General features: G+C 74.4%; 9 protein-coding genes. 1 reads left to right on the top strand and 8 read right to left on the bottom strand.

The window, feature by feature from the left end; genetic code table 11:
* Window positions 1–181: 181 nt before the first annotated feature.
* Together AB8735_RS05580 and AB8735_RS05575 are read right to left on the bottom strand one after the other, a co-directional pair.
* Entirely contained in the window at window positions 182–1594 is a 1413-nt protein-coding gene (locus AB8735_RS05580; protein ID WP_372405723.1) for an amidase, read from the bottom strand.
* A 121-nt stretch (window positions 1595–1715) separates the two neighbouring features.
* Window positions 1716–2879 (bottom strand): AAA family ATPase, encoded by a 1164-nt coding sequence (locus AB8735_RS05575; RefSeq protein WP_372405722.1) that lies wholly within the window; start codon window positions 2877–2879, stop codon window positions 1716–1718.
* Between the two features lie 308 nt (window positions 2880–3187).
* Here AB8735_RS05575 and proP point away from each other — a divergent pair, with 308 nt between their 5' ends.
* The gene (gene proP / locus AB8735_RS05570; protein ID WP_372411780.1) at window positions 3188–4720 is read left to right on the top strand and encodes a glycine betaine/L-proline transporter ProP; all 1533 of its coding nucleotides are present in this window, start codon (window positions 3188–3190) and stop codon (window positions 4718–4720) included.
* 9 nt (window positions 4721–4729) lie between these two features.
* Here proP and AB8735_RS05565 read toward each other — a convergent pair whose 3' ends face one another.
* The 6 genes from AB8735_RS05565 to AB8735_RS05540 form a co-directional block, all read right to left on the bottom strand.
* Entirely contained in the window at window positions 4730–5185 is a 456-nt protein-coding gene (locus AB8735_RS05565; RefSeq protein ID WP_372405720.1) for a hypothetical protein, read from the bottom strand.
* A 19-nt stretch (window positions 5186–5204) separates the two neighbouring features.
* Window positions 5205–7781 (bottom strand): DUF6185 family protein, encoded by a 2577-nt coding sequence (locus tag AB8735_RS05560; RefSeq protein ID WP_372405719.1) that lies wholly within the window; start codon window positions 7779–7781, stop codon window positions 5205–5207.
* Window positions 7782–7812: 31 nt separating this feature from the next.
* The gene (locus AB8735_RS05555; RefSeq protein WP_344022949.1) at window positions 7813–8214 is read right to left on the bottom strand and encodes a hypothetical protein; all 402 of its coding nucleotides are present in this window, start codon (window positions 8212–8214) and stop codon (window positions 7813–7815) included.
* 83 nt (window positions 8215–8297) lie between these two features.
* The gene (locus tag AB8735_RS05550) at window positions 8298–9164 is read right to left on the bottom strand and encodes a methionyl-tRNA formyltransferase (RefSeq protein ID WP_372405718.1); all 867 of its coding nucleotides are present in this window, start codon (window positions 9162–9164) and stop codon (window positions 8298–8300) included.
* On the bottom strand, window positions 9161–9385 hold the full coding sequence (locus AB8735_RS05545) for an MbtH family protein (RefSeq protein WP_372405717.1): 225 nt from the start codon (window positions 9383–9385) through the stop codon (window positions 9161–9163). Before AB8735_RS05545 ends, AB8735_RS05550 begins: the two co-directional genes overlap by 4 nt.
* 24 nt (window positions 9386–9409) lie before the next feature.
* On the bottom strand, window positions 9410–15799 hold the full coding sequence (locus tag AB8735_RS05540; protein ID WP_372405716.1) for an amino acid adenylation domain-containing protein: 6390 nt from the start codon (window positions 15797–15799) through the stop codon (window positions 9410–9412).
* Window positions 15800–15906: the final 107 nt, after the last annotated feature.

The raw sequence follows: 15906 nt of genomic DNA, 5'->3' as shown, positions 1-15906 counted from the left end.
CAAACGCAGGACGACGGTCGCCGTATGTCGGAGTCCGAGCTGTACGGCGATGATTGATCACCCGATTGCGGCTGTCAATGGTTGATCGCTCGAATGTGATCCTGCTCCCGTAATCGCCCGGATCGACTGATAGATGGCACGGGCAAACAGCGCTTGCGGGATAAGCGGAATGGCCGCGAATTCAGCGCGCGATCCGCGGATGCCGCCGCCACGTCCCCGTCGCGGCCTCCAGCGCGGCCGCCATCCGCAGCACCCCCGGATCGTCGCCCTGGCGGCCGATGATCTGCAGCCCGGTGGGATGCCCCTCCTCCGTGAAGCCGAAGGGCACGGAAATCGCCGGGAGTCCGGCGAGCGTGACGCGCGAGCAGATGCGCATCCACTCCCGGTAGGAGGTCTGTTCCACCCCGGCCACCCATCGCGGCCAGTGCTCGTCCACGTCGAACGGCGGCACTTGGGTGACCGGGGCGATCAGGAAGCGGTACTCGGTCAGGAACGCGTACATCCGGTCGTACACCTGCGAGCGCAGCACTTCCGCGTGCCCCAGGTCGTCGACCGTGAGCGCGAGTCCGCGCTCGATCTCCCAGGTCGTCTCGTCGCCGAGATCCCCGGGCCGTTCCTTATGCAACTGTCCGAACGTCTGCCGGTAGTAGGCGGCACGCAGGATCGAGAAGGACTCGTCGGCACCGCTGAAGTCCGGCTCGCGTTCCTCGACATGGCAGCCCAGCTCCTCCAGGACCCGCACGGCCGGTGCGAGCGTCCTCGTGATCCGCGGGTCGACGGGCAGCCCGCCGAGCGTGGTGGACCAGGCGACCCGGGTCCCCGCCACGCCGCCCTCCAACGGCCGGTCGAAGTCGGCGACGGGCGCGTTGAGCGCGGCGCGGAAGTCCGGGCGGGCGATGACCTGCATCTGCAGGGCGACGTCGCCGACCGTCCGGGCCATCGCGCCGTACGTGGCGAGCGTGAAGTACGGCTGGGGCGACGGCCACACCGGCACCCGCCCCACGGACGGCCGGAGCCCGACGACGTTGCAGAACGAGGCCGGGTTGCGCAGCGAGCCGGCCATGTCGGAGCCGTCGGCGATCGGGGCCATGCCGCAAGCCAGCGCCACGGCCGCACCACCGCTGGAACCACCGCACGTCACACCGGTGTCGTACGGGTTCCTGGTGACGCCGAACACCCGGTTGTAGGTCTGCGAACCCGTGCCGAACTCGGGGACGTTGGTCTTGCCCAGGGTCACCGCCCCCGCGTCGGCCAGGCGTCGGACAACCAGGGTGCTGGAGCCGGGCACATCGTCCTCGAAGACCACCGAACCCCGTGTGGTGCGGATGCCCCGGGTCGCGGCGAGGTCCTTGTGCAGCACCGGCAGACCGTGCAGGGGTCCCAGCCGCACGCCGCGGGCGATCGACGCGTCCGCCTGCGCCGCCCTCTTCCGCGCGAGGTCCGGTACGAGGGTCACCACGGCGTTGACCGCCGGGTTCACCCGCCCGATCCGGTCGAGATGGGCTTCCAGGACCTCCCGCGCGGAGACCTGGCGGGTCACCATCAGCAGCACGAGCTCGCGTGCCGTCCTGAAGATCAGCTCCTCGTCCGGCATGACGCCCCTTCCCCTCGCCGGTCCGCCTCACATCCCACCACCGTGCGGCGCGCCGCGGAGGCGGAAGCCGGTGATCCGGCGCGAACCGGTCCGTGCGGAACGCGCCGCGGCGCAGGGCCCGTCAGCGCTTGGGCCAGTGCCACAGCGGCTCGTCCAGCATGCTCTCCCGGCCCGCGACCTCCGTCCGGCCGAGGGCGTCCTTGACCAGGGTGAGGGAGGTGACGTCCAGCCGGTGGCCGCGGGCCCCCTCGGCGAGGGCGCCGGCCAGCTCCGGTGCGTGGGTGACCACGACGATCTGGGTGTCCCGGGTCGCGGTGAGGATCAGCTCGGCCAGCGGACGCAGCAGCTCCGGATGGAGGCTGGACTCCGGCTCGTTGAGGACGAGCAGCGCGGGCGGGCGGGGGGTGAGCAGCGCCGCCGTCCACAGCAGATAGCGCAGGGTGCCGTCGGAGAGCTCCGCCGCGCCGAGCGGGCGCAGCAGACCGGGCTGGCGCAGCCGCAGCTCGAACCGGCCGCTCCCGCCGTCGATCTCCACCCTGCTGCCCGGGAACGCGGCGTCCACCGCCGCGTCCAGGCCGTCGTGGTCGCCGGTCTCGCGGATCGTCTGGAGCGCCGCCGCGAGATCCGCGCCGTCGTGACCGAGCACGGGGGTACGGGTGCCGATCCGCGCGCTGCGGGCGGGGGCCTGCGCGTCGGTGCGCACATGGTCGTAGAACCGCCAGGACCGCAGGTGCTCGCGCAGGCGCAGCAGGTCGGGGGCGAGCTGCGGATCGGCGAGCTCGCCGAGCATGCTGTCGTACGGGCGGATGCCGTTCACCGTGCTGTGCCAGGTGCCGTCCGCGGTGCGGGTGCGCACGGCGGGGCCGGAGCGGTCCGAGAGCAGGGCGGCCGGGCGCAGCACCGGACCGGCCCAGGTGCACTCCCGCTTGATCTCGGGGTCCAGGTTGAACATGGACGGTGCGCCCGTGCCGCCCGCGGTCGGGATCGGGTGCCCGAAGTCGACGGCGTAGCCGAACTCGTCCCCGGCGAAGCCGAGGCGGAGGCCGGCCGGCGCCGCCCGGCCCTCGCCCCGCCGCTCGCCGGCCCATAGGACGGAGGGCAGCCCGCCCTCCCGGGCCAGCGCCGCGACCGCGCCGCCCCGGGCCGACTCGGCGAGCAGCCGCAGCGCCCGGTAGAGGCTGGACTTGCCGGTGCCGTTGGCGCCGGTGACGACATTGAGCCGGCCCAGCGGGACGATCAGACGGCGCAGAGAACGGTAGTTCTCGACGGCGAGGGTGGTGAGCATGGGACCTCTCGACGCAGTGCGGTGGATCTTTCCGTCAGTGTGCCAAGGGGGTCGGACATCGCCCGGCCCCGGCGGCCGTCCTGCGCCGCGGCCCGCGTCCTCGGCGTGGTGCTGCAGGAATCCCGTGTTCCGGAAGTGATTGCGGCCGACCCGTCCGGGTACGCGCGTGCCCGGCCCACTCCGCTCGGCCACAGAAAGCGCCACATCGAACATGAGGGTTGAATAGTCCTATGGGTTCCGACCGCAGGAAGCCCCCGAGGTCCGGCCGGCCAGGGCCGCCGCGGGAGGGCACTCCCGCGACCGACCGGCTGGTGCGCATCGTGCTCCGCCGCCGCAAGAGTCCGCTGAGCCGCGAAGAGATCATGGTCACCGACCGGCCCGAGGTGCGCAGGGCCGTCTCGGCGGCGGCGCTCGGCAACATGATGGAGTGGTTCGACTTCGGGGTGTACGCCTATCTGGCGGCCGTGCTCGGCAAGGTGTTCTTCCCCGGCAGTTCCCCCGGCATCCAGGTGATCGCGTCCTTCGCCACCTTCGCCGTGGCCTTCCTGGTGCGTCCGCTGGGCGGGCTGGCCTTCGGGCCGCTGGGCGACCGTATCGGGCGGCAGCGGGTGCTGGCCGCCACCATGATCATGATGGCGGTGAGCACCTTCGCCGTGGGCCTGCTGCCCGGCTATGGAACGGTGGGCCTGCTGGCGCCCGTCCTGCTGCTGGTGTGCCGCCTGGTGCAGGGCTTCTCCACCGGCGGCGAGTACGCGGGAGCCACCACCTACATCGCCGAGTACTCCCCGGACGAGCGCCGGGGCTTCCTCGGCAGCTGGCTGGACTTCGGCACCTTCGTGGGATACGCACTGGGATCCGCGCTGGTGACCGTGCTCACCGCGACCCTGGGCGAAGGCACCATGGTCGACTGGGGCTGGCGGCTGCCCTTCCTGCTGTCCGGTCCGCTCGGCCTGATCGGGCTCTACATGCGGATGCGGCTGGAGGAGACGCCCGCCTTCCGGGCCGCCGCCTCGGCCGGCACGGCCGGCATGGCCAAGGACCCCGACCGCTCGCCCGACGCCCTGGCGCAGCACGCCGAGGAGGGCCGGCAGTCCGGGCACGGACGGCTGAAGGAGACCTTCACCCGGCACTGGCAGGCGGTGCTGATCTGCATGGGCCTGGTGGTGGTCTACAACGTGACCAGTTATCTGGTCACCTCCTACCTGCCGACCTATATGACCGAGACGCTCGGCCGGGACTCCACCACCTCGCAACTGCTGATCCTGTGCACCATGATCGTCGTCGCGCTCACCATCACCACGGTGGGCCGCTACTCCGACATCTGGGGACGCCGGCCGATGTTCATGGCGGGCAGCGCCGCCCTGGTGGCCCTGGCCATACCCGCCCTGCTGCTCATCCGCGCCCAGGCGGTCGCGCTGCAGGCCGTCGGGTGTCTGATCCTGGGCCTGCTGCTGGTCTGCTTCGCGGGCACCGCCGCGTCCACCCTCCCCGCGCTGTTCCCCACCCGGCTGCGCTACGGAGCGCTCTCCGTCTCGTACAACATCTCCGTCTCGCTCTTCGGCGGCACCACCCCGCTGGTGGTCTCCGCCCTGATCGAGAACACCCACAACCAGATGGTCCCGGCCTACTACCTGATGGCCGCCGGCGCCATCGGCTTCGTCTCCGCCTTCTACCTGTACGAGACCGCCGGCCGCCCGCTGCGCGGCTCCGGGCCGATGGTGGAGAGCGAGGAGGAGGCCCGGGAACTCGTCGCCCGCAGCCGGGTCGAGGCCGGACGCCGGGCCCGGGACGTCTGGATGCGGCTGCGCCATCACGGGCACCGGGACCACACGGAGCAGTAGGAGAGCCCGCTACCCGCGGACGCTGCGGCCGAGCCAGGGCGTGAGCGTCGAGTGCGTGATCGGCTCCTTGTACGTCTCGTCGCCGGGCAGCGGGACGACCAGCCACCGGCCCGGCGGGAAGAACCGGCCCTTGACGAACGCGAGACCGCCGTAGACGGCCCGGAGGAAGGCCGGGACGGCGTCGCGGGGGATGTCGTGGAACTCCACCCCGTCGACGGTGATCCTCGCGTCGTCCTCCGGGAAGATCCGGACGCTCACCGACGGCGACCCCGCCAGCTCGACGAACGCCTCGTGCGGCAGCGAGCCGTCCGGGTCGAGGACGGTGAACAGGGCCGCCGACGAACGCCGCGAGGTCGCGTCCGCGCCGATGTCGTCCGTGACGGACATGTGCACACCGTGCGCGTCCGCGATCGCGCGGACGGCGGCGACGGCGGCCTCGGTGGTCGGCAGGTGCGGGTGGGTCATGGAGGGAATCATGCCCGGTTCACTTGAGCATCCGGCCCTCGGGGCTGATGAAGAAGCGCAGGACGGTCAGCAACGCGACCACCTGCACCAGCAGATAGGCGATCTGTGCGGAGAAGCTCCGCATCTGGTAGATCGACAGGAGGAGTTGGACGCGGCTGGGCCACAGGCGCCGCTCGGAGCGGAAGGTCTCCAGGTCCATGGCGATGCCGGTGAGCGTGAGCACCAGGAGCATCAGGGAGACCCCGATGGCCACGTTGCCGATGCCCTGGTAGGTGACGAGGTTGCCCAGACTGCCCAGGGCGACCAGCAGGGTGTAGGCGATCACCAGCCCCAGGGCGCGCGCCGGGCCCCGGTGGCCGGGGAGCAGCCGCCAGAGCGCCCCCAGCACCAGGCCCGCGCCCGCCCACGCCAACTCCCAGGAGAAGAAGGCCCATACGATGTCCGGAAGGCCGAAGAAGTACTGTTTCTGGCGCATCCATACCCGCTCCGATCCGTACAGCGACCAGACGAGGACGATGCTGCCGGGCAGGCCGAAGCCGGCCGCCAGGAGGGCGGCCCGCCGGGCGTTGTCCCACCACTTGGCGTACGGTCCCCAGCTCAGGGCGACGTCCACGACCGTGATCTCGCCCGGCAGCCAGAACCGCGGGGCTCCGCGTGCTCCGCCCTGCGGCCGCCAGTGGTGCAGCCGGCTCAGTTCCTTCTCCACCGCGTGCCGGGTGCTCGTGGTGTCGGGGTGCTGGCCCTGATCGAGGCCGCGCAGGACACCGATCAGTTCCCGGTAACGGCGGGCGCGCGCGATGAGGTCGGTGAGGCCCGTCTCGGTGATCGATTCGCCCAGGGCCGGGGCGTGCGGCCCGCCCTCGAAGCGCTGGACCAGGACCGCCCGCCGCTGTCCCACCGCCAGCAGCCCGTACAGCGCGGCGATGTCCAGCGCCAGCCAGAGACTGGCGAGCAACTGACTGCCCGCGTACGAGCCCTGGCGCCAGGCCACCACGACGGCGAAGAACACGGCGAGCAGCAGCCGGTCCAGCTTGGCGGGGCTCGCGTACGGCACGGGCAGTGCCAGGTCCCGCGCCCTGAGCAGGGCCACGACGGCGATGCCCGTCAGCACCCAGGTGTGGGAGTAGCACCAGGTGGCGAGTTCCCCGGTGTAGTTCACCAAGTCCTTGCTGAAGGAGGCGAGATACTGTGCGTCGTAGCCCGGGGCGTGACGGTCGCTGAGCCAGCTGATCCGCTGCCAGTGGCGCTGGGCGGCCCAGACCGCCCACCCCAGGAGCAGCGCGGTGGGCACGATCAGCCAGATCCCCGCCCGGCGCAGCCGCAGGGGGGACGCCGTCGGCCGGAGCAGACCGCCGTCGTGGGTCAGCGTCCAGGACCAGAGCGCGATCCCGGCGAGCCACAGCCACAGCATGGCCGCGGCCATCACCACCAGCGCGCCATTGAAGGAGGCCGGGTTCTTGGGCAGGAGTTGCGGGGGCAGCCCGAACAGGGTCGGCGCGGCGGCCACCAGCCCTCCGGCGAGGGTCACCACGGTCGTGGCCGCCAGCATGCTCTTCCTGGGACGGGCGGTGACGGCCAGGGCCCAGCCCGCGAGGAAACCGATGAGGATGGGCCAGCGGAAGTTGTCCAGCAGCCAAGTCGGCGCGATCTTCAGGGCTTTGGCGCTGCTGATGACCATTCTGTACAGCAGCAGGATCAGCACGCCCAGGACGGCCTTCATCACTCCCCAGCGCAGCAGGGAGGTGCTGCTGCTCTCCTCGAGGGCGGTGAGCCCGGGGCCGACGGGCTGACGGCGGGCCCGGAGCGCGGCGAACACGATGATGGCGGCCGTTCCCAGCCACCAGGTGGTCATCCCGGCCGCGTTGGCCGTCACCCAGGGCGCGCTGCTGGCGAACCTCGCCACCCAGGCGCGCTGCCACGGGGGCATCAGCTGGACCGTCACTTCGGGACCCGCCGTTCCGGGCGGTGCGAGGCCGTTCCACACCAGGTGCCCGCCCCCCGCCAGCGAAGGCCGTGGGGTCACCTGGGAGGTGTCCAGACCGCCGGGGTCGATCTCGACGCGGTCCCAGTGCGCGCCTTCCAGTGCCCGGGGCGGGGCCAGGGTCAGGGTCCAGCGCTTGGACTGCACGTTGATCACCCATGGCCCGACCGGGAACGTTCCGCTGTTCTGGAACTCGAAGAGCGTGTCGTACTGCACCTTGACCCAGGACGCCTCGGCGGTCACCTGCGGGCTGTGCGGGCGGTACTCGGCGGGGCGCAGGACGGCCCCGGGGGACCGCAACAGGCAGCGCATCGCGCGCTGATGGTCGGCGGAGTTCTCGCTCAGCAGCAGGGCACTGGCGTACGGCCAGGAGACGGGGACCCGGACGGTCATCGTGCCGACGGCGTCGACCAGGGACTGGGCATGGTTGTCGATCCGGAGCGTGGCCTCCGTACGGGCCGCGGTGAGCCGCTCCGTGTGGCAGTCGGCGGAGGCGGCGCGGGTCCCGGCCGGGACTTCCGCGTGGGCGGGCCCGCAGGCGCCCGACCACCACACCAGCCCCGCCAGCAGCAGTGCCGCGCACCGCCCCGCCCGGCGGACGCCTGCGGTCCTCACCGCCGGTGACCGCCCGGGACGGCCCGCGCCCTCACCGCCGCTTGCTCTTCTGCCCCGGCTTCCCCGGACATCCGCTGATCAGGCTGCACTGCAGGATCGCCTGGTGGACATGGTCCTCGACGTCGACCCCGCCGGCCTTGCGGGAGGCCTTCGCGAAGCGCCACTGCGAGGGTCTGGTGTGCGTGGTCGTGGCGGCCTTCTCGACCTTGACGTGCAGGGTGCGCGCGTCGATGTCATGGGTCTCGACCAGCACTTCGCCGGGGGCGAGGGGGAAGTGGTCGTGCAGCAGGCACAGGCCGAACCGGTCGAGGTTCCCGTGCTTGTCCAGTACGGCCACGAGATCGCGCACGAACGCGTCGTCCTGCGGACCCAGCCCCTGGGCCTCGTCGAACCGGGGGAGCGACCGACGAGGGGAAGTTGCCTGGCTGCCCATGATTCGCCTCCTTGGCGTCACTGTGTGTAGCCAGAGCGTATCTATGTGGATATGTGCCTGCAATTCGAAGGCCATGCCCGGGCTCAGCCGAGCGCGTCGGCGGCCAGGACCCACAGGTCGCCGGTGCCGCAGGCGATCCTGCGGCCCGTACCCGCCGGGGGCTGCTCCAGCGCGGTGCGGCGCAGCCGCCAGCGGGTCCCGTCGATCACCGCGACCGGCCCCTCGATGCGGGGGTGATGGCCGGCGATGTTCCAGGCCCGCACCTGGGTGTGGATCCGTACGGCCGGGGCCGACCAGTCCACCGCGGCGTAGTCCGCTCCGAAGAACCCGGCCCAGCTGCCGTCCCGTTGCGGCTGCGGTTCGCCCGCGTCCCCGCGCACCAGCCGTCGCAGCACCTGCGGCAGCATGGCCGAAGCCGCCTCCAGCACCCGCGCGTTGACGCCCGTGAACGACCACACGGCGTCGTCCAGCGGGATCGTCGTACGGGCCAGCACGGCCCCGGTGTCCAGGTCCGCGTCCATCCGGTGCCAGGTCACGCCGATCTCGCGCTCGCCGTTGCGCACCGCCCACCCCACCGGGTTCGGTCCCCGGTAGGAAGGCAGGGCGGAGGGGTGGCAGTTGACCGTTCCCAGGCGGGGGGCGGACACGGCGTCGGCGGGCAGCTTCCTCGGGTAGCCGTAGCTCACGGCCGCGTCCGGGGCGTACGCGCGCAGGAGCGCGGCGACCGCCTCCGGGCGGGAGGGGACGGCCAGGTCCACCCCCGGCGGCAGGTCCTGCTCGCCGAGCACATGCCCCGGCCAGTCGGCCGGGCGCCGGGAGCCGATCACCACCGGGACCTCGTGCCCCAGCGCCCGCACCGCCTCGACCAGCGGGGGAGCCGTCTGCGGCAGCGCCGCCACGACGGCGACCCGCAGGGGAGGGACGTCCCGCGCGGTCCCCGGGGCGGTCACCGGACGCTCCCGGGGGTGCGCGGCGGAGCGGTGCGCAGCGAACGCGGCCGCAGGTCGGTCCAGGCCGTCTCGATCCAGGCGAGGCAGGTGACGCGGTCGGCGCGGGGGTGCACCTCGCGCCAGCCGTCGGGGACGGTGAGGCGGGCGGGCCAGAGGCTGTGCTGGTCCTCGTTGTTGGCGAGCACGACGAAGACGCCGTCGGGGTCGTCGAAGGGGTTCACGGGTCTCCTCGGAGGGGGGAGCGGTTACTGCGGCCGGCGGCGGGCCGGCGGCGGTCCGCCGGCCGGTGCCGGTGCGAGCGCGGCGGCGAGGGCCGCGGGGGTGGCCCGTTCCATCACCTGGGCCAGGGTGACCGCGGGATCCAGCCGTTCCCGCAGCCGCTGCAGCAGCCGGGCCGCGAGCAGCGAATGCCCGCCCAGGTGGAAGAAGTTGTCGTCCGCGCCCACCCGCTCCAGGCCCAGCACCTCGGCGAACGCCCCGGCCACCACGCGCTCGGCGGCCGAGCGCGGTTCGCGCCCGGCGGGCCCGCGCCCGGGCGCGGGCAGGGCCCGTCGGTCCACCTTGCCGTTGACGGTCAGCGGCATCCGGTCCAGCACCATCACCCGGGCGGGCAGCATGAAGTCGGGGAGGACGCGGGCGAGCGCCTCCCGCAGGGCGGGCCCGTCCGGCGCGGTCCCGGACCGGTCCGGGACCACCGCGTACCCGGTCAGCTCCTTGCCGCCGTGTCCGTCCGGACGGGCCACCACCGCCGCCTGTGTCACACCGGGCAGGGCGGCCAGGGCGGCGCGTACTTCGTCCGGCTCGATCCGGTGTCCGCGGATCTTGACCTGGTCGTCGTTGCGGCCCGCGAACTCCAGCGTTCCGTCGGGGAGTCGGCGGGCCAGGTCGCCGGTGCGGTACATCCGCGAGCCGGGCGGCCCCCACGGGTCGGCGACGAACCGCGCGGCGGTCGGCCCCGGCCGGCCCAGATAGCCACGGGCCAGCTGGTCGCCCGCCAGGTACAGCTCCCCGGTCAGCCCGTCGGGAACCGGCCGCAAGCCGGAGTCCAGCAGCATCACCCGCGAGCCCGGCACCGGGGCGCCGATGCCGGGGCGCGCGGGCCAGCAGGCCGGATCCCCCGCGACCTCGCCCGCGGTCACCACATGCGTCTCGGCCGGGCCGTAGTGGTTGTGCAGCCGCTTGCCGCCGCGTGCGCACAGCGTACGCAGCCGCGGGCCGACCACGAGCGCCTCGCCGGCCTGCACCAGATGTCGCAGATCGGGCAGCGACTCCCGTTCCCCGTCGGCGCATTCGCACAGCGCCTCCAGCACGGGGGTGGGGGCGAACAGCTCGGTCACCCGGTGTTCCCGCAGCCACGCGGCCCACGCGGCGACGTCGGCACGGGTGTCCGCGTCCGGCACCGCCAGCGTCCGCCCGGTGCACAGCGCGGTGAGGACCTCCTGGGTGGCGACGTCGAACGCCATCGAGGTGAACTGGGCCGTCACCGCGCCCGGTTCGGCCGGGAAACGCCGCTCGTGCCAGTCCACCAGCCGGTCCAGGGCGGCGCCCGGCATCATCACCGCCTTCGGCACGCCCTGCGTCCCGGACGTGTGCACCACATAGGCCGGATGGCCGGGCAGCCGCCCCGCCCGGCAGGCGGCCACCGGCGGTTCGGGTGCCACGTGCCGCGGCTCCAGCAGCATCCGGGGCACCTCGGCGGGGACCAGCGCCAGGGCGTCGTCGAACTCCGCGTGCCGCACCAGCAGCGCCGGACGCCCCTCCGCGGCCAGCGTCGCCACCCGCCGCGCGGGATGGCGCGGATCCAGCCACAAGTAGGCGGCACCGGCCTTGAGCACGGCCAGCATGGCCGTCACCGCGTCCCGGCCGCGCCGCAGGCACAGCGCCACCACGTCCTCCGCCCCGACGCCCCGGGCGGCCAGCTCCCCGGCCAGCCGGTCGGAGGCCGCGTCCAGGCCCCGGTAGTCCAGCACCCCGGCGCCGTCCACCACCGCGGCCCGGGCGGGCACCGCCCGCGCCTGCGCCGCGAAACGCTCCAGCACGGGTACGGGCGCAGCCGGTCGGCCGGGTTCCGCCGCGGCCGGCCGCCGCACCGCACCGACCGGGCACGCGGCGGGCACGGACGGCTCCCCGGCCAGGGCGTCCAGCGCCTCCAGCAGCCGCTCGCCCACCTCCCGCGCGCCCTCCTCCGTCAGCCGCCCCGGCCGGTACTGCACCCGGACGGCGATCCGCTCGCCGGGCGAGACCAACAGGCACAGGGGGTAGTGCGTGCCGTTCTCCACCCTGCTGGACGCCACCCGCAGGTCCGTCCCCCAGGTGGTGGCGAAGGCATCGGTGTACGTCTCCAGCACGGCGACGGTGTCGAAGAGTTCGCGCAGCCCGGCGGCCCGGGTGATCTCGGCCAGGCCGAGGTGCTGGTGCGGCATCATCGCGGTGCGCTGCTCCTGCAGGGCTGCGAGCAGACCGCCCCGGTCGTCGCACGACGCGGTGTCCACCCGCACCGGCACCGCGTTGTTCATCAGCCCGACCATGGACTCGACCCCGGGCAGGTGCGGCGGACGGTCGGCGACGACCGTGCCGAACACCACGTCGGCGCGGCCGGTCAGCTGCGCCAGCACCAGCCCCCAGGCCCCCAGGATCAGGGTGTTGAGCGAGAGCGCCCGCTCGCGCGCCCGGGCCCGCAGGGCGGCCGTGCGCTCCGGCGGCAGCTCCAGCAGCACCGTCCGCGGGCGGCCCCGCTCCTCGCGGCCCGGCGAGGTCAGCAGCGTCGGCTCGGTCACTCCGTCCAGCAGCGCCCGCCACGCCTTGACCGCCAACTCCGCGTCCTGGTCGGCCAGATGGCGCAGATAGGCGAGTGCGGACGGCCGTGCTGCGGGCCTCGGCGCGGCGCCCGACGCGGCCTGCCCGTAGAGTCCGGCCAGGTCGGCCAGGGCCACCTGCATCGACCAGCCGTCCATGAGGATGTGGTGGTAGCTCAGCAGCAGCCGGGACCGCGTCCCGCCGAGGCGCAGGAGCGCGGCCCGCAGCAGGGGCGGAACGGCCGGGTCGAACGGCTCGTCGCGGTCCCGGCGGGCCGCCTCGTCGGCGGCCCGTTCCCGCTCCTCCTCCGGAAGATGCGACAAGTCGGCCTCCCGCAGCGGGACTTCCACGCTCCCGGGCACGGTCTGCACCGCCTGCCCGTGGCCGTTCCACCGGAACCCGGCGCGCAATGCCGGGTGTTGGGCGGTGAGCGCGGAGAGCGCGGCGCGCAGCGCGGCCGTGTCCACCGGCCCTTCCAGGTCCAGCACGGTCTGCACATGGTACGGGTCGGGGGCGCCCTCGCCGCGGTGGGCGTGGTAGAGCAGCCCTTCCTGGAGCGGTGAGCAGGGCCACTGCTCCCCTTCCCCCTCCTGCTCCCGCGGAGCGGGTACGGCCGGTGCGGCGGTCCGGTTCCGCGCGCCGGCGGCCGAGGCGCGGGCGAGTGCGGTCAGTACGCCGGCCCACTCCCGGGCCAGGCCCGCCACGTCGTCCCCGTCCACCAGCCGCGCCGACCAGCGCCAGACGGCGGTGAGGACGGGCTCCCCGGTGCGTTCGTCGACGACCGCGTTGACCTCCAGCGGGTGCGACAGCGGCTGCCGGGCGGCCCGGTGGATGCCGAGGACGGGGGCCTCGGCGGCGTACGGCCATGGGTCGCGGCCCGGACCGGCGTACCGGCCCAGGTAGTTGAAGAGCAGCGGCCGGCCCGGCGCGGCCGCCAGCAGGGCGGCGGTCTGCGGGTGCAGGTGGCGCAGCAGCCCGTAGGACGAGCGGTCCTCCGGCAGGCGTCGCCACTGGGACCGGATCCCGCGGACGGCCTCGGCCAGGGCGGCGTCCTCCTCGGCGGGACCGTCCGGGCGGCGGGCTGCGCGCTCGGGGCACTCCAGCCGGAGCGGGTACAGGCAGGTGAACCAGCCGACCGTGGCGGAGACGTCGGTGGCCGACGGCCCGGTGGCGTCCCGGCCGTGCCCCTCGGTGTCCAGCACCAGCGTCCGCGGCCCGCCACGGCGGGCGGCGGCCACCGTCAGCGCGGTCAGCAGCAACTCCTGTGTGGTGACGGCGAAGTGTGCGGGGGCGGTGGTGAGCAGGGCCCGGCCGACCTCCGCCGGCAGGACGCACTCCAGGGTGCGCGAGGTGGCGACGGTGTCCAGCTCCGGGACCAGCGGTCCGCGCGCCGGCCACGGCGTGGGTGCCGGGGCGACGGCTGCCCGCCAGTGCGGCAGGGTCGCCAGCACATCGGGGCTGCCGGCCCGGGCGTTGTGCGTCTCCACCCACCGGCGGTAGGGGGTGGCCGCTCCCCAGGCATCCAGTGCGCGCGGGTCCTCGGCGGCGCGTGCCAGGTCGGGCAGCAGCACCTGCCAGGAGACCCCGTCGACCACCAAGTGGTGCACGGCCAGCAGCAGTCGGCCCGCCCGCGCCGGACCGGCGTCCCACCACACCGCGCGCAGCGTCCGTCCGGCCGGCAGGTCCAGCGACCGCATGGCGTGCCGGACCGCCTCCTGGACGCCGCGCGGCGACGGCACACCGGGCCGGGCCCGTACGTCCACGACGTCCAGCAGCCCCGCCGCGTCCACCTCGCCCGGCGGCAGGACCTCGGGCTGCCACACGGCCCCGGGGGACGGGTCGGGGAGCCGGGTGCGCAGGGCGTCGTGGCGGTCCAGCACCGTGCGCAAGGCCGCGACGAGTGCCTCGCGTTCCAGTCCGGCGGGCGTCTCCACCAGTACCGACTGGACGAACTCGGCCGTCCCCTCGCCCTGTTCGCGCAGCCACAGCGCGATGGGCGGCAGCCCCAGCGCACCGGTGGCCGACCGGTGCAGCAGGTCCGCGGACGGAACCGCCGCCCGGGCCCCGGCTCCGGCCAGGGCCCCGGGGGTGCGCAGCCGGAAGACGTCCTGCGAGCTGATCGCCACGTTCTCCCGGCGGACCCGGCTGACCAGGCGCATCGCGGTGATGCTGTCGCCGCCGAGGGCGAAGAAGTCGTCCTCGGTGCCCGCCCCGGGCAGGCCCAGCACCTCCGCGAAGGCGGCGCACAGCGCCCGTTCGGCGGGGGTGCGCGGCACACCCGTCCCGGCGTGTGCGGCCGCGGGCGCCGGGAGCGCCGCCCGGTCCACCTTGCCGTTCACGGTCAGCGGGAGCTCGTCGAGCAGGACCACGGCGGAGGGCACCAGGTACTCCGGCAGCAACTGCCCGAGCCGGTCGCGCAGTTGGTCCGGGGTTCCGCAGGCGCCGCCCTGCTCGGGGACCGCGTAGCCGATCAGCCGCCCGTCCCGCACCGCCACGGCCGCCCGGGCCACACCGGGCAGGGCGGCCAGGGCGGTGCGCACTTCGCCCGGCTCGACCCGGTGCCCCCGGATCTTCACCTGGTCGTCGTCGCGGCCCAGATACTCCAGCGCCCCGTCGGGCCCCCGTACGGCGAGGTCACCGGTGCGGTACATGCGGGAGCCCGCCGGGCCGTGCGGGTCGGCGACGAAGCGTTCGGCCGTCCGCGCCGGGAGACCCAGATACCCCCGGGCGACCTGCTCCCCGGCGACGTACACCTCGCCGGGCCCGCCGTCGGGGACCTCGGTCAGATCCGGGCCCAGCAGTCGCACGACGACCCCGGGCAGCGCGGTGCCGATCGGCACCCGGCCGCCGGGCAGCGGCCTCCCCGGCGGCAGCATGTGGCGGGTGGTGAAGGTGGTGCACTCGGTCGGACCGTAGCCATTGCCGAGCGTCAACTCCGGGCATACGGCCCGGACCCGGGCGAAGGCCCGGGGATCGACGGCGTCGCCGCCGACGAGCACGGTGTGCAGCCCGCGCAGTGCGCCGGGGTCGTCGGCGGCGATCTGGTCGAACCAGGCGGTGGTGAGGAAGACCCCGGTGACGCCGTGGGCGGCGACCAGGGCGGCCAGCCGGTGCGCGTCCACCCGGTCCTCGGCGGGGACGACGACGCTGCCGCCCCGGGTGAGCGGCACCCACAGGTCGTGGCTGAGCGCGTCGAAGCCCAGCGCCGAGACCAGCGCGGTGACCCGGTGGCCGGGCCCGTCCCAGTGCGGCCCGGCGGCGAAGCGCCCCAGGTTGCGGTGGGTGACCTGGACGCCCTTGGGGCGGCCGGTCGAGCCCGAGGTGTAGAACACGCAGGCGACGCGGTCGAGTTCGCCGTCCGGACCGGCTGCGGCGAGCATCGCGCCGGGGTCCGTGCCACCGGGGGAAGCCGGTACGGGCACGGGTACGGGGCCGCCGCCCGGCCCGCCGGGCGCCTCGGCGGGGACGAGCACGGCCGCGCAGCCCGCGTCCGCCTCGATGGCCGCCAGCCGCCCGGCCGGGGTGCGCGGGTCGAGGACGACCGCGGCGGCACCGGTCTCGAAGACGGCCAGCAGCGCGGCCACGAGCCGCGCCGAACGGGGCAGCCGTACCGCGACCGTGGCCCCCGGGCCCACGCCCGCCGCTCGCAGTCCGGCCGCCGTCCCGGCGGCCCAGGAGCCCAGTTCGCGGTAGGACCGGCGTCCCCCGGTCTCCTCCACGACGGCCGTCGCGTCCGGCGTGCGCCGTGCGGCGGCGGCGAAGGCGCGGTGAACGGGCAGAGGGCCGTCGGCCCTGCGGTCGAGGGGTACGGGCACCCCTGCGGCTGCTGAGATGATCACGCAGGCCATCCAAGCGTGCCGCGCGGGTCCCGGAGGCCATTGGGCCGGGTGCCGTAGCCCGATTCACCCGATCGAGCAGGGCGGCGGGCGAACGCGTCCCCCGGCGG

The organism is Streptomyces luteireticuli (genome assembly GCF_041519305.1).
Taxonomy (GTDB): domain Bacteria; phylum Actinomycetota; class Actinomycetes; order Streptomycetales; family Streptomycetaceae; genus Streptomyces; species Streptomyces luteireticuli.
The sequence above is the reverse complement of the archived record's forward strand: the minus strand, read 5'-3'. Positions and strand labels throughout refer to the sequence as shown.